Annotated in this window: 11 protein-coding genes; 7 read left to right on the top strand and 4 right to left on the bottom strand. The window is 53.2% G+C overall.

Annotated elements, in window-relative coordinates:
- Positions 1-325 precede the first annotated feature (325 nt).
- Entirely contained in the window at positions 326-1,174 is an 849-nt protein-coding gene (locus KF784_02240; protein MBX3117856.1) for a hypothetical protein, read from the top strand.
- A gap of 277 nt (positions 1,175-1,451) precedes the next feature.
- Positions 1,452-1,703, top strand: a complete 252-nt coding sequence (locus KF784_02235) for a hypothetical protein (protein ID MBX3117855.1) — start codon at positions 1,452-1,454, stop codon at positions 1,701-1,703.
- A gap of 193 nt (positions 1,704-1,896) precedes the next feature.
- Here KF784_02235 and KF784_02230 read toward each other — a convergent pair whose 3' ends face one another.
- Positions 1,897-2,868: a hypothetical protein gene (locus tag KF784_02230; GenBank protein ID MBX3117854.1), complete on the bottom strand. Its 972-nt coding sequence runs from the start codon at positions 2,866-2,868 to the stop codon at positions 1,897-1,899.
- Between the two features lie 23 nt (positions 2,869-2,891).
- Between KF784_02230 and KF784_02225 the strand changes: the two genes are divergently transcribed.
- Positions 2,892-4,370, top strand: coding sequence for a hypothetical protein (locus KF784_02225; protein ID MBX3117853.1), 1,479 nt, complete (start codon positions 2,892-2,894; stop codon positions 4,368-4,370).
- Positions 4,371-4,455: 85 nt separating this feature from the next.
- On the top strand, positions 4,456-5,445 hold the full coding sequence (locus KF784_02220; protein MBX3117852.1) for a hypothetical protein: 990 nt from the start codon (positions 4,456-4,458) through the stop codon (positions 5,443-5,445).
- An 86-nt stretch (positions 5,446-5,531) separates the two neighbouring features.
- Here KF784_02220 and KF784_02215 read toward each other — a convergent pair whose 3' ends face one another.
- Positions 5,532-6,413 carry a DUF4349 domain-containing protein gene (locus tag KF784_02215; GenBank protein ID MBX3117851.1) on the bottom strand — a complete coding sequence of 294 codons (882 nt, stop codon included), beginning with the start codon at positions 6,411-6,413 and terminating at the stop codon, positions 5,532-5,534.
- Between the two features lie 160 nt (positions 6,414-6,573).
- Positions 6,574-7,560 carry a YHYH protein gene (locus tag KF784_02210; GenBank protein MBX3117850.1) on the bottom strand — a complete coding sequence of 329 codons (987 nt, stop codon included), beginning with the start codon at positions 7,558-7,560 and terminating at the stop codon, positions 6,574-6,576.
- Between the two features lie 201 nt (positions 7,561-7,761).
- Between KF784_02210 and KF784_02205 the strand changes: the two genes are divergently transcribed.
- The 3 genes from KF784_02205 to KF784_02195 all read left to right on the top strand — a co-directional run bounded on the left by KF784_02205 (position 7,762) and on the right by KF784_02195 (position 12,172).
- Positions 7,762-8,583: a DUF1449 family protein gene (locus tag KF784_02205; protein MBX3117849.1), complete on the top strand. Its 822-nt coding sequence runs from the start codon at positions 7,762-7,764 to the stop codon at positions 8,581-8,583.
- Positions 8,584-8,606: 23 nt separating this feature from the next.
- Positions 8,607-10,424, top strand: coding sequence for a hypothetical protein (locus tag KF784_02200; GenBank protein MBX3117848.1), 1,818 nt, complete (start codon positions 8,607-8,609; stop codon positions 10,422-10,424).
- 137 nt (positions 10,425-10,561) lie between these two features.
- On the top strand, positions 10,562-12,172 hold the full coding sequence (locus KF784_02195; GenBank protein ID MBX3117847.1) for a hypothetical protein: 1,611 nt from the start codon (positions 10,562-10,564) through the stop codon (positions 12,170-12,172).
- A gap of 71 nt (positions 12,173-12,243) precedes the next feature.
- Here the strand turns inward: KF784_02195 and KF784_02190 are convergent, their stop codons facing one another.
- The gene (locus KF784_02190) at positions 12,244-14,739 is read right to left on the bottom strand and encodes an NTP transferase domain-containing protein (GenBank protein MBX3117846.1); all 2,496 of its coding nucleotides are present in this window, start codon (positions 14,737-14,739) and stop codon (positions 12,244-12,246) included.
- Positions 14,740-14,764: the final 25 nt, after the last annotated feature.

The following is a 14,764-nucleotide window of genomic DNA, read 5'->3' as shown; positions in this document are numbered from 1 at the left end:
TAGCCCGGCGACGCTTCATGACCTTGCGGCCCTTGGGCAGCACGTCCCAAACGATCGCCGGTGCAAAGACACTGTACATCAAAGCCCGATCGCAAATGACAGCATAGGGGCGGTAAGTGGGTATTAGTACCGGCGTGACGGAATGAAACGCGAAGCTTCCCTCAGTAGAACGACCCAAAGGCATCGCCTGGTAGGTGCATTTTACAACATTCGCGTATCCGCGTCATCAATTTTGAGACCGTGGTCTCAGTGGGGCTAACCTTTGCCTTGTCGAGCCGTGTTGCAGTCAGTCTGGTGCCTGAGTTCGCAGTGATCCCTTATTGTCATGGATGAAACCGATACGTCAGCCGTGCCTGGATTTGAACGGTTTGACCTTGCAACGGGGGCGCGGTATCTGAAGATCCATTACTATGCCGATCCATCGAAGGATGAGGCTTGGCTGGAGCAGGTTAGGCGAGAGATGGCGGACACCCCAAGGGAGTTTGAGGTTGAGATACTGATGCGTGAACTTGTGATCGACGGCAAGCCTGTCTATTTGCCCTTTCGAGAGGACTATCACGCTCCGGCCCACTATGCGCAGGAGCGGATTCCTCCGGTTGCCTATAGCAAGTATGTAATGGGTTGGGACTGTGGAACCGCTTCTATTCAGCCCGCTGCAATCTTATTACAGCTCACTCCTAAAACCGATACAGTTGGGCGTATGGTGCATGCTTTGCTCGAGGTGACCAGTGAGCCAGGGACGAGTTTGGAAGCTTTTGTGCCGGCTGCTTTGAATGCAGTACGGGAATTGTATCCCGAGATTTTGTTGGGGGTTATCAGGCATGGCGGAGATGAATCGGGGCGGGCCAGGAGTGGGGTGAACGGGGAATCTGCATTTGACGTGATGCACAAGCATGGCGTTACTTGCCACCCGGTGAGCAATGCTTGGCAGGCTCGGCGAAGCGCCGTTGATCGGTTGCTGATGAGCGAATGTGGGGGAGGAAGGCCGATGTTTATTCTCTCTCGCAAGCATTGTCCGTCGCTGTTCAAGGGGTTTTTGGGCGGGTACCGATTGCGCAAAGTTGCGGGGATGGGGAACAGCAAGTTATATGGCGATCCGGTTAAGGATGAGTTTTCGCATCCGCATGATTCGTTGCAGTATGCGGCTGTGCTTGCTTGGCAGCTTATGAAGTGATAGGAGCTGGGAGTGAGTAGTGAGTAGTGAGTAGTGAGTAGTGAGTAGTGAGTAGTGAGTAGTGAGTAGTGAGTAGTGAGTAGAGAGTAGGGAGAGACTTAGAGAGGAGTTGTTATGAGTATCCATGAGTATTTAGGAAGGCAGAATGGCGAGTTTCGCGAAAGTGAGAGTTTTGAAACTGACTCCGACACAGATTTTGTGGCTGATGATTGGGATTCTGAAGAAGACATAGACGAAGCAGATTCTGATTACGAAGGGCATGACTTTGAATTAGAAAATGAACTGGACTCGGAAGATTTGGATGCATCTGACGACTCTTACGACGAGGATGATGATTTTGAAGGCGCAGAAGGAGAGGGAGATCGAGACTCCGAGACCTCACCACGGACCGCAGTGCGGGACCCGCACCCGGTGGAGTTTGCGGCGGAGAGCCAGCGGCAACAAGTGGGAATCTACGCTGCGCAACAAGCGGAGCGATTGGCACAAGACTTTGTGCAGCAGTTTGGATATGAACCCAGCGACGAAGTGAAATTTGGCTGGATGAAGCAGGCTGAGGACCAAGCCTGGAATTTTGTAAAGACGGAACAGTCTCGGTGTGCTCAGTTTCGAGCAAACGTTGCCGATCACAGGCAGAAGTTCCGGCAGTGTGGATTTCCGGAAGCTGCCGCAGACGAGCTTGTTCACATCGTAGACGAATGCGGAAGCGGCGTCATGGAAGACCCCTATCTCAAGGTCCTTGCTTTGGAGCTCGCTATAGGGCGTGCTGTTACGCGAGGCAAGCGGCAGTCTGGGCAAAAACGTGGCAGAAGGATCACTTCACGAATTTTCTGCCTGAGCGAGTCACTCCGACCAGGCAGGAATTTTCTTGCCCAAAACTTGTCAGACTGTTCTATTTCAGAAAAGTCATCTATGCTAAGTGTTTTTGGGTTTGGCTCGTTAGGATGCAGCTTCGGGTCTAACCAGCGTACAAACCGCAAATCATTTGTTGCGATACGCAAAGTATCTGTGTTGCCAAATATTGTGGCAGGCAATGCTTCGTCAATGATTTGCCGTTTACTAAACCATCGAATTAACTTATTATCGCCCATGCCTTGCTTGAGCGCTAAAGCCGCAGCTCTGTTGCCGGAGTAATAGGTTCCGCCCGAGCGGCAGGCGTAAGATGGGCTAAAGGGAACATCCTTGCTTAGAAAGGGTAATGAAAGATACTTGTACATTAACTTGAAATTGCGTGTCAAAAACGGAAGTCTTACAAATGCACGGACGTATCGCTTTTGCATTTCCAGCTCCCAGGCTGTAGGTTTAATAGTGGGGTATATAGTCGATTGATGAATATATAGATCAAAATCAGATGCATCAAAAAAATTATTAAAAGATGAAGCTGATTTAATAGGATAACAATGACCTGTGATTAAGTGGAACCACTCAGGTGAATCTTGTCTGCTCATGAGATGCTCAATAGTGCTACTCATTGCTTTGCAAGTGCCTATCGTTCCCCATCCAGTTATAAAATGCTGTGGTATATGAGATACATTGGGTTCCAAGGAAGAAACATCAAAATTCGAATGCCTTTCATCATGATGAATCGATATGGGTGGGTAGTCGAACATCTTGTTCAATACTTCAATCAAATCAATTACTTGACCAACGTCTTTGTAAGTGACAAGTGCAAATCCGTGCTTGGCATTCAATGACATGAGCCCTCACATTGAGCAACATTATGGCAAATCTTGGCTTTAATCAAACGCCCATTGAACCTTACTTCAACGTAAATGGCCCGATCACATTGCCCGCGGAGGACAAGATGCCGGAGCGTACGGCTTCGCGACGAGCGATTGCATCGGCATTGGGCGTTCGTGTTTGGAGGATCGGGGACTTCTTGCAAGATGGCTTTCCGCCCAGTGTGACGACCACGGTCGACAATCTTGAGGAGACTGCGATTCGCGCACTGTGCGAGTTTTTGATAGTGAACGGTCACAAAGCCGTGCTGGTCTTTGGCAATCAGGCGATCCCGAACAATGCCGCCTATCGGTCTGCAACCGGGGGAGACAGTGTTTGGGCGCAGGTGAACTTTGGTGATCACAACATGGTTCGGATGCCGGCCGCGGCATGGGAGACCCGTTGGGCGTATCAAAAGGCGATTCTTGACCGCTACAAGGATTACTTTTTGAGGCGTGAAAAGAGGTGGGAGGACTATATCGAGCTCGAACTCACCAATGAGCCCTCAAAGATTACGACCTTGTCGCCTATCTCAACAACGGTTACGGGCAGTCATACGACTGCGGCAACTGTCCTCAATGTCGCTTCGACTACAGGACTCTCTGTGGGAGAGTGGGTCACGGTTCAAGGATCTGGGGCATGGCAGAGCTTTAAGATTGGCGCGCTTGGTGGAACGACGTTGACTATTGCGGCGGGTACTTGCTCTTCGACCTATGGCAATACGAAGTCCAGCACGCTTGCAGTGGCTGTAGAAGGAGGGGTAACTGTGACGCGCTGTCAACATCGTGCTTCGGACTCCGATTACTTTGGAGTTTTGGATTCGGCAACTTACGATGAGATGGATTACGAAGCAGCGAATGTGAAGGCAGCGTATCCCGAACTCTTTTTGTGGGGGCCGGGGTTGGCGGGCGGACATCCCGACTCGATGGAAGCTCTCTTTACGTCGGGCCGTTCGTTCGTTGGGCTTTGCGATGGGTTCAATTACCACGCTTATTCGATCAATTCGGGCTATTACGCTGGTGATGAGCAATGGCATTCCGGCGTCAATCTTCCCGACGATTTAGGCAACGACCCGTTTGCACGGGAGGTTTTGGCCCTGCATTTTAAGTGTCTCAAGGCCTATCGTTCATTTACGAACAAACCGGTTATGTGCAGTGAGTGGGGCATCGCTCCGGCAACGGCAAGATTTGGGACAACAGGCCATCGAGCGTATACACCGCAAAAGTTTGCGTATCTCTTTGCGGCAGCAACCAATATTTTGACGACCCTTGACGTTCGTCACGTGATCTTGTGGGGGCCGGATCGTCAGGGCTTCGGGAACCATGTGAATTCTCTTGATCTGATTTCGCAAGAGTCGGACATGGAGGCATATGCCGCCTTGCTGATGCAAGGTGCAAAGGCGATGGAAAGATCGGGAACGCCTGCCACAACCGTGCCTGCAGGGTTTTCAAATACTGGGGCCTCGACCGGTGTCTATTAGCCTCTATTAGAGTTTCCTTTGGTCAGTACGACTGTTTTCGTATAACGGGGAGACCTGCGTTTCATCCGTCGCGTATGATATGCCGATGGTTACTATCGCGGCTATTGTGTGCTTGATGAGTGCGCCTCAACTGAGGCTGGAACCGAGCACCTTCAGTTCTCATTACGCAACTCTGAAGACGCTGGCGATTGAAGAGGAAAAGTTGGAAGTTGGGGATTTTCGGGTAGCGCTGAAGATTCTTCAAGAGCTTGATAGATCGTTGCCAGAGCGAATCCACCTGCCGTCCCGGGGCGAGCGAACTGCAAAGTCTCCTGATGATCGTTCTGTGAGAGATCTCTATTGGACGATTCTTGATTCCTTAGTTTTCTCTTGCACCAGTATCACGGCGTTAGAGGGTCGCCTTGAACAACTGCCTGAGAAGATTGGCGGGCACTTGGATGCCAGATCGTCGGTGCAAAAGATCGTTGAAGCGATGAAAGCGTCGGCTAAGGCGTACTCGTCTGGCTGGGCCGTAAAAGACGGACGGTCAATAGCCGCCGCCACCGATTGGTGGAAAGCCAACGGTGCGAATCGAACTCAAGAAATCTTTTCATGGCTAGACTCCATGCTTGGCGTTGAATCTGCGCCCGCCGAGATCAAGGTGATCCCTGTCCCTCGTTACCCAGCCCAAGGGGCGATTACTTTACGAACGATAACGGGTCCTCTTGTTCTTGTGAGCTGTGAAAAATTCAGAGGTGCAGACTTTGCGGAGGCTCTGCTTCACGAGTGCATTCATGCGTTAGAGGCGGGCTCAAAACGGGTTGAACTGCTTGCTGACCTGAGAACTCAGCTAAGGGCTAAGCAGGTGGATTCATTCGACGAAGAGCAGCTTCCTCACGCTTTGTTTTTCATAATCGCCGCCGAGGCCACCCGGCGGTTTATCGATTCAGATCATAAAGATGTCGGCCACAAGATCGGTACTTACAAGCGTGGGCTGGAGCCCTTTCGGGCGTTCGGCGCACCTATCTTAAGCGACCTGATCGATGGCAAAATCGACCGGCGTCAAGCCGTAGCCAAGCTATCCGCTTATCGATAGCATTTCAAATCTATATAGATTGACTCGCCCCCGGCATTATTGCCGGGGGCGATGTTTTTTTGTGCTCGACGAATGTGCTGTTGAGATCACATGTCGAACGTGGGTTTAGTCTTTGCCTTTGCGGATCGTTTCCAGACGAGGTAAGCCACAGGTGCCCAGAACGGTGCAAAGACGAGCGCGAAGAGTAGGAAGGTGCCGACCACGCGGAGGGCTGCGCCAAGTGCGGTCGTTGCTTGATTCCAGCTTTCTTGGACCCAACCTTGGTCGGTAGTTTGCGCGATAGTGCGTGTCTCACTCACAAGTGTGAGATCGATCGTCGAGAGGGAAGCCAACTCCCCGAGCGTTCGTCGCTGAGCTGTCAGGCTTTCGATTTCTGCTCGCAAGTTCATGAGGCGACTCTGCAAATCGAGCGCCTCCTGTGAGTTGTTTGACTCGCTGAGCATGTTTCGGAATGAGTCTTCCTGTGCCAGCATGATTTTGAGCCTGGCATCAAAATCGACCAGTTTGGAGGTCACATCCTCACCACTGATCTTCTTCTCAAGCCGTGCCCCTTGGCCCTCGAAAAACTCCATCGCTTTGTCAAATGAGTCGACGGGAACACGGAGCTTCATCGTCATCAACGGCGCTGTCGAGCTGAGATCGGTCGATTCACTTGAGCTGACAAAACCTCCAAGCCTCATCACATAGCTTTCAACCTCTTTCTCGGCTTTTTCAACGTCTGGGACCCGTACGCTCAGGCTTCCATTGCGAATGACCGCACGTTTGGGTTGGACGGCTGATCGAAGTTCGTTGTTGGCGATTGGTTGGCTGGCGAGTTTCGCCGCCTGTGGAGCTTCTGCATCATCGTAACTAGCAGACTCCATGCTCGTGGATGTATTTTTTGCGCTATCTCTTGCTTCGCCAGCGCTGCATCCGATCAAGACGACAGCAACGGCAACCAAGAAGATCCATTCCAGAACTCTATTCATCTTTTGCACCTCGGATCATGCAACAAACATTTAATGAGAAGTAGTGCCCACACTAAACTTAGAGCAACTCGGACCAAGCACTGCTTGGCGTGTCTGGGTTTTGCCTGATCGACAATTGAGACGAAGTGCCTCGTGTAGCTACGCGAGGCACTTCTATTTCTTAGGACTTCTCGGGCGGCGGGGGGCCACCTCGGCGTGGCGGTGGCTCGCCGCCTGGTCCTCGCCGCTCGAAGCTCTTATCCGGCGTGCCCTTGAATTGTCGCGGAATGTTGGGAAACTCGTAGGTCAGCACGTAGTAGTACGTTCCCTTCGGATACTCAGGTGTGATACCGAATCTGCCGTTACACTCGTCAAGCTGCCCGCTGCCTTTCACAAACTCGTAATCCGCCGTGAAAGTGCCGTCGTGAGTCCCACCAGGGCCGCCTGCCCTCTGGCCCTTCTTGAGCCGATAACTCGATTTCATCTCGATCAGCGGACTCTTATCATCCATCGGGTCGCTGTAGCTGTACGGTCCGTAAATCGGATAGCCATCTGCTGCATAGCCAAGCAACGCCATCTTGTGCGAGCCGTCGAGATTGTTCATCAGACCAGTCGGCACCCCATGATAGTGGTAAGCGCCCGTGGGTTGAACGTGGGCTTTATTCAGATCGACGCCAAGGTTTATCTTTCCTGAAAGGGCTTCATAATTCCATTGAGGGTCGCCATTCCAAAACTCAGCCGTCCCGGGGTCAAAGACAACCCCATTGATGGCAATACCAAACGGCTGATGCTGCAGAGGTGTCAGGCTAGCCGCAGGCTTAGGATCGGCAGTTACCTGAAAGCGATAGTTTTGCTCGGTGATTCTATTTGGATTTCCCCGGTTAGGGAAAGCGCCGGTCGAGTGATTCGGAATGCCGTTTGAGTCGATGTAACGTACTCCATCCTTGACTTCAATCTTGACGCGACTCTGCGCAAGCGCTTGCTCCTCGGCCTCCGTATGAGCATGAGTCGAACCGTCGTGCGAGTGTGTGAAGGAGCCAAGACCGCCAGCCGAATCATGCGAGTGTGCCGTACTTGAGTGCAAAGCTAAGGCAGCAGCAAAGACCAACCCCGACGTAGCAGCAAAGCAGCACGTGATCAACTTCCAGGAGACTTTATGGATTTCCATTTCTTTCACCTAAAGAACCGCATCCGACAAATTGGGCCGCGCTCTTAATCACAAGCATAAACGTCGTTTATGAGTTTTCTATTTGGAATGGCAATTTTTTTGGGCCAGCACCCTTGCCAGCGTTGAAGTCAGCCGCTTCGCAACCCTTGGATATCACCCCACGTAAAGCTATACTGAACTCCAAGGCAGGAGTAAATCACAATGGTTGGCGAATTTTTTAGAGCACCGGAAAACACGGCGTTCGTGATCGCGCTAGCTGTACTCGCCGCCTTGTCGATCCTTGCCGTGCTGGCTACCTTCTTAGGCTTTGTCGGACACGGGCACGATCTTGATCATGACTTCGATCACGGAGTGGACTTCGACCATGGCCTAAATGTAGACCACGGGCTTGACGTCGATCACGGCGTTGAAGTCGGCCACGACGTCCACATCGATCATGGCGCCGAGGTTGCCCACGATCCCGGTCTGGACCGCGACCTCCACGTGGACTGGGGTCACGGGAGTTTCGCCGCGAACCTGTTTGAATTCCTCGGGATCACTGCTATTCCGGCGAGCATCTTCGTAGTCATCAGTTCAGGCAGTTTTTTCGTAACTGGCTTTAGCATCCAGTGGCTCGCGATCAGCACTACCGGGGCATTCTTGCCAGGCTGGATAGCGATCATGCCCGCGACCGTGGTGACTGTCTTTATCTGCCGAACTATTGGCAAGGTGTTCGCACGCGCCAAGCTGAAGCTTGATACGACAGCGATCCACAGCAACACTTTTCAAGGCCGCATCGCCACCGTTACGCAAGGAACCGCAAAAAGTGGTTTGCCAGCTCAGGCCAAATTCGTCGATCAGTTTGGACAAACCCACTATGTGTTGGTGGAGCCTCTGCATTCGACAGAAACATTTTCCGAAGGGGCGGCTGTCGCGCTTATGGAGCGACAAGGCCCGAAGTTTTTCGTAGTAAGCGGAAAACTTGAGGACATTCTTGCTATGGACAGCCAGTCAGAGTCGCATGAAGCGATAGAAAATAAATGAACATAGAAACGCTACAACCTATCTTGGTAATAACTGGGACCATCCTCGGGGTGATCCTTGTCGTCGGAATCATCTTTTCACGGCTCTACAAACGAGCCAGTAAGGAACGCGCGTTTGTGCGCACTGGAATGCTCGGCCAAAGGGTCGTGATGAACGGAGGTGCGGCGATCTTGCCGGTCGTGCAAGAGGTGATTGAGGTGAACATGAATACCATGCGCCTCAACGTCTCGCGCAGTAACGAGCAGGGTCTGATTACAAAGGACCGCACTCGTGTCGATGTCCAAGCGGAGTTCTTTGTCCGTGTAAAACCGACCGAAGACGCGATCGCCGACGCCGCCCAAACGCTGGGTAATCGAACGATGCACCCTGAGCAGCTGAAAGAGCTCGTTGAGGGTAAGTTTGTCGACGCTCTGCGAGCAGTTGCTGCCGAGCTAACTATGGAAGAACTCCACGAAAAGCGTGTCGAGTTTGTCCAGCGTGTGCAAACAACGGTCTCCGAAGACATTCTCAAGAACGGTCTTGAGTTGGAGTCGGTATCTCTAACGGCGCTCGACCAGACGTCGCAGGACTTTCTCAACCCACAGAACGCATTTGACGCCCAAGGTTTGGCCAAGCTGACGGAGATTATCGAAGCCAAACGCAAACAGCGTAATGACATTGAACAAGAGACTCGCGTCGCTATCGAGAAGAAGAACCTTGAGGCGGAAAAAATGTCACTCGAACTCTCACGAGAAACCGAGTACGCACGCCTAGAACAAGAGCGAGAAGTTTCGATGCGCCGAGCCCAGCAATCGGCTGAGATTGCAACCGAACAAGCTGCTCGCAGCCAGGAGGCTAAGCAAGCTGAAATCGAAGCCCAGCAGAAGATTTCGTTGACCGATCAAGCTGCGAAGCAAAAGGTCGAGCAACAAAGAATCGAAATCGACAGAACTGTTGCTGAGCAAGAAATTCTCAAGCAGAGATCAGTCGAAGCTGCGGTCATCGAGAAGTCCAAGCAACTCGAACTCGCAGAGCAAGACCGTGCCGTGGCTATTGCACACAAAAGCAAAGAGAAGAGCGAAGCAGAAGCAATCGCTGCCGATGCTCGCGCCGAGGCTGTTCGCTCTGAAGAGCGCGTCGCAACCGCGCGCGATATCGAGGTCGCCGAACGAAAGAAGGCAATCGAGCTTGTGCAGGCATCCGAAGAAGCTGAGCGTGAGGCGATTAAGATAAAGGTCGCAGCCCAAGCTGAAAAGACAGCGGCTCTCGACCTTGCTGCTGCACTCACCACCGCTGCTGAAGCTGAAGGTGAAAAGGCACGAATCGCCGCGCAAGCTGCTGCCGACGCTGAGATGCTCAAGGCGATGGCTCAGGCCAAGACATATGAGGTCGAAGCCTCTGGTAAGCGCGCAATCAACGAGGCCGATAACGTGATCAACCCTGCGATCCTTGAAGCACGCATCAAGCAGATCATGATTGAGAACCTCCCGGCGATCATCCGCGAAAGCGTTAAGCCGATGGAGCAGATCGAAGGCATCAAGATCATCCAGGTCGAGGGTCTTTCGGGTGGACACTCCAGCGGCAACGGCTCCTCGGGCGATGGAGTGGGCGGCAGTTTAGCCGACCAAGTCGTCAGTTCAGCGCTGAGATACCGATCCCAAGCCCCTCTCGTTGACTCGCTCATGAGAGAACTTGGGTTACAGCCGGGCGACGTAAATGGCCTGACCAAGGCTCTAATCAGCCCGAATGTTGGCTCAAACCACCAAGAGCCTGCTCCACATTCCGAAACGAAGGTAGAGCATAAGCCGGAACCCAAGCCCCAAGCGCCCGCCAAAGCACCGGCTCAACCCAAGTCGGAGTAACTTCCGACAAAAAACTGCAGAAGGCAGCGCTCTCCATTGGGAGGGTGCTGCCTTTCTTTTCCGATTGGCTCGCACTCTGATCCTTCCGATTTCATTCCACGCAGGAACCACGCGCTCCCAAGCCGTATAATCTTTTCATGTTCGGCTTGCGCGCGACTGCTGTCTTTTGTTCGCTTTTGTTTCTACTTTCTGGAGCCCGATCCCAAGATTGGCCCCAAACCCGTGCTGAAAGAACCAACTTTGTCGAGACGTCCCACTATGCCGACGTCATCGCATTCATCAAAGGACTCCAGGCTAAAGGCTCCCCCGTCAGCCTGGTCTACATGGGAAAGAGCACCGAAGGACGAGACATGCCGCTCGTGATCGCCGCGCGCCCGATGGTACACAGTCCCGCCGAAGCCAAGGCATCAGGAAAGCCGATCATCTACGTCCAAGCGAACATTCATGCCGGTGAAGTTGAGGGGAAGGAAGCCATTCTTCAGCTCCTGAGAAAGTACTCGCAAGAAGAGAAGGGTCTCCTCGACAAGGTCATTCTTCTGGTCACCCCTATTTACAATCTCGACGGCAACGAAAAATTTGGCCCCATCGCCCGCAATCGCCCCGGACAGAATGGTCCGGATATGGTTGGCGTCAGGCCAAACGGGCAAGGCCTCGACCTCAACCGAGACGCGATCAAGGCCGTCTCACCCGAGATGAGCGCCGTTCTCCAGCATGTTTACAACGCCTACGACCCCGATGTGATGATGGACCTCCACACCACCGACGGAACGCGTCACGGCATCCCCATGACCTACTCGCCGCCCCTCAACCCAAACACCGACCCCGGCGTCCTAAAATTCACGCGAGATGAGATGCTGCCGCGAATCCGGAAAGATCTTCGTGCTGCACATGGGGCCGATCTTTTCGATTACGGCAACGTTGAAAATCGGGATGGCAAACAAGCTTGGTACTCCTTTGGCCCCGAAGGCCGCTATTGCACGAACTACGCGGGTCTGCGAAACCGAATCTCGGTCCTCATGGAAACCACCGTTTATTGGCCGTTCAAGGAGCGGGTCGAGTGGGCGGAGTGGTTCGTCGATGCGGTCCTCCAGTACATCGCCAAAAACGACAAACGGGTGGTCGGAATAAGCCGAGCCGCCGATAAACGGATGCTGGACTGGGGAACAAACCCGAGCAAGGCTCCCGAGCTTGGAGTCAGGTTTGATTTTGACCAGCGAGGCTCAGAAGAGATTCCCCTGGAAAAGCCACGAGAACAAGGCGCTCCCCGTCCAACAGGAGTTCCAACCGAACTTGTAAAAGTGAAGATGCCGATCTACGATCGCTTCAAACCTTCCCGAACAGCGAAATTCCCGGCAGCCTACATCATTCCTGCCGATCAGCTGCAAACGGTCGAACTTCTCACCAAGCATGGCATCGTTGTCGAGCAGCTTGAATCTGAATGGTCCGGAAGCGTTGAAGAGTTCACCATCCGAACCAAGGCTGTCGCACCCAGCGCATTCCAGAATGTCCGACTGACCACTCTTGAAGGCACATTCGAGTCTGCAAAGTTCACCGCCAAGAAAGGTGACTACATCGTCAGCACAGCACAGCCTCTCGGCGTCCTCATCTTCAATATGCTGGAGCCCGAAAGTCTCGACGGAGCGGCTGCTTGGGGATTCATGGGAGACACACTGAGCGAAGCGCAGGCATTCCCATTCCGCAAATCGTTTGAGAAAGTCATCGCCCCCACGCACCGCGTAGGCATCTAATCGGAGCAATTGGTCGATCCCTTTTCGAATGGAAGTCCCCTGCTTTGCCAGGGGTCGTCCGAATTGGCCCGCTATTCTTTCCCCAACTCTTCAATTTTCTTGGCGTAAGTGGTGACCAATTCTCGGCTTTCAGACTCTTCGCCACTCTCCGCATAAATATGGAAAACGGGCTCAACGGCATCAGGCAAAACTAAAACCCATCGGTCCCCATCAAAAATCTTGATGCCATCAAGAGTTTCCACAACACCATTACGTGACTCCTCCGTAATGTGCCGCATCACTGCTCCTTTCATCTCCCAAGGACAAGGAACCGACTCATACACCATCTCAAATTTGGGGATCTCCGCTTTCACTTCACTTAACTTGAGCCCCGTGACCTGCAGCATCGTCACCATCTGCGCAAAGCTATACATCGCGTCAAAGCCCGGATGGAAATTCGGAAACAGAAAACCTCCACGTTCATCTCCCGCGAACGTAACTCCCGCATCGAGAGCCCCGGTCAGCAGCGAGCGAACGTCCGCTTTTGTACGCATGACCTTGATCCCCCGCTTCTTCAAATACTCTTCAATACGGGTCGGGCCAGTAACGCTCATAGCAATGGTCGCCTCGGGATTCGTCTGCGCGATGAGTGTGCACATCACAGCAAAAAGCTCGCTCCCCCGCAACTCGTTTCCGAGATCGTCGACAACGGTGAGGCGCTCACCCTCGTCGGTAAAGAGAATGCCCATGTCGTAGCCCAGAGAATCGACGATGTTCTTCAAATTCTCGACATGTACTCGAATCTCATCAGTGGTTCTCGGAGCTAACTTTGCATCATTAAAGCTGTTCAAGCCAATCGGCTGAATGCCAAGTCTGGCAAGCATCGCCGGAAAGATCGAGACGAGCGCCGAGTTTCCATAGTCGCATACGACCCGGAGACGTTTGGCTGCCGATGGCGCGTTCAGTAGCCTGAAGAAGTCGTCTTGGTACCCCTCTAAGGCGCGACTCCCATATTCGAGCACTCCCAGATCGTCAGGATCGGTGCGCTTGAAATCCTCACGCGAAAAAGTCGTTTCGACCTTGCGCTCCATACTCCGTGGCAAATACGCGCCCCGACTGTCTAAAAACTCGATAAGCGTCACTCGAGAGTTTCCTGGGAGTTTGCGTACGTTGATAGCGCCCATCGCCCCACTGGCCTTCACAAAGTGCCGCGCAACCGGAGCCGCAATGCTGCGCAGGTCGATAATGTTGCTCCCTACGCCAAGCAGCGATGCAATGATCGCCCGTTTGATCATCCTCGAACTCCGGGTGCTGTCCCGACTTGTAATCACACGCGAGCCCTCCGGGAGACACGATCCAAATGCCGCACCCAATCTCGTGGCGAAGTCGGGCGTGATTTCGATATTCGAAAGGCCAGCAACGCCAAGATCGCGGAACAAGTTGCCCCGCCACTTATTCCCCCAAACCAAAGACATCGTGACAGTCGATCCGCGCTCGATCATCTTGTCTGGCCAAAGCTTGATCCGCGGTCGAATAACGCAGCCGACATCCAGCAAACACCGGTCGCCCACTACCGCATCTTCGTTCACGACAGAGTCGCGCTTGATCGTCACGCGCGACCCACAAATCGCGGAATGCACACCAACGTTCGGCCCGATATAGGCGCTGTCCCAAAGCACACTGCGCTCAACGACAGCCTCCGAATCCACAAATGCGTTATCGCCAAGCACGGTGTAAGGCCCGATCCGAGCCCCGGCTTTGATCTTGCAATTACGGCCTAAACAAACCGGTGGCACCAGCACTGCCCCTTCGTCAATGTTGCAGTTTGGTCCTGCCCAAATACCATCGGCGATCCGCGTCCCCGGCATTTCAAGGTCAACCATGCCCGACAGCAAGTGCTCCTGAGCTTCTCTGTATTGAGTCAACGAGCCTACATCGGTCCAGTAACGCTCCATGACATAGCCATAAATGGGGGCTCCTTCCCGGAGCATCGCGGGGAAGATATCCTGGCTCCAGTCGTACTGAATCCCAGGCTCCATCCTGTCGAAAACTTCGGGCTCCAGAATGTAAATCCCTGTGTTTACCGTGTCGCTGAAGACCTCTGACCAGCTCGGCTTCTCAAGAAATCGCTCGACGCGTCCTTCTTCATCCGTGATCACGACACCGAACTCAAGCGGATTCGCCACCCGGCTCAACACAAGGGTCGCCGCGCTGCCCTTGTCCTTGTGATATTGAATCGCTTTGGTAAGGTTGCAATCCGTCAGCGCATCGCCAGAGATAATCACAAACGTTCCATCGCGAAGTTGATTCTCAGCCTTCTTCACCGATCCTGCGGTGCCCAAAGGCGTGTCTTCGATGGAATAGGTCATGTTCAGACCGAATTCCGAGCCGTCACCAAAGTAGTTCTGAATTTCGTCGGCCATGTAGTGCAGCGTGGCGACGATCTCGTTAATGCCATGTTGCTTAAGCAAGTGGCAGATGTGCTCCATGATCGGACGGTTGCAAACCGGGACAAGCGGCTTCGGGCGATTAATCGTCATCGGGCGCAAGCGTGAACCCTCACCGCCCGCCATCACAACAGCCTTCATTGTTTCGCCCCAAGAGTCATCTCAC

The organism is Fimbriimonadaceae bacterium, from assembly GCA_019638775.1.
In the GTDB taxonomy this organism is placed as follows: Bacteria; Armatimonadota; Fimbriimonadia; order Fimbriimonadales; family Fimbriimonadaceae; genus JAHBTD01.
Note: the sequence above shows the minus strand (reverse complement) of the source record. Positions and strands in the feature narration are given on the sequence as shown.

Excerpts from the sequence above, each read along its gene's own strand:
- KF784_02195 (MBX3117847.1), top strand. The coding sequence starts at position 10,562 with ATGTTCGGCTTGCGCGCGACTGCTGTCTTTTGTTCGCTTTTGTTTCTA.
- KF784_02225 (MBX3117853.1), top strand. The coding sequence starts at position 2,892 with ATGGCAAATCTTGGCTTTAATCAAACGCCCATTGAACCTTACTTCAAC.
- KF784_02240 (MBX3117856.1), top strand. The coding sequence starts at position 326 with ATGGATGAAACCGATACGTCAGCCGTGCCTGGATTTGAACGGTTTGAC.
- KF784_02220 (MBX3117852.1), top strand. The coding sequence starts at position 4,456 with ATGGTTACTATCGCGGCTATTGTGTGCTTGATGAGTGCGCCTCAACTG.
- KF784_02190 (MBX3117846.1), bottom strand. The coding sequence starts at position 14,739 with ATGAAGGCTGTTGTGATGGCGGGCGGTGAGGGTTCACGCTTGCGCCCG.
- KF784_02205 (MBX3117849.1), top strand. The coding sequence starts at position 7,762 with ATGGTTGGCGAATTTTTTAGAGCACCGGAAAACACGGCGTTCGTGATC.
- KF784_02210 (MBX3117850.1), bottom strand. The coding sequence starts at position 7,560 with ATGGAAATCCATAAAGTCTCCTGGAAGTTGATCACGTGCTGCTTTGCT.
- KF784_02230 (MBX3117854.1), bottom strand. The coding sequence starts at position 2,868 with ATGTCATTGAATGCCAAGCACGGATTTGCACTTGTCACTTACAAAGAC.
- KF784_02215 (MBX3117851.1), bottom strand. The coding sequence starts at position 6,413 with ATGAATAGAGTTCTGGAATGGATCTTCTTGGTTGCCGTTGCTGTCGTC.
- KF784_02235 (MBX3117855.1), top strand. The coding sequence starts at position 1,452 with ATGAACTGGACTCGGAAGATTTGGATGCATCTGACGACTCTTACGACG.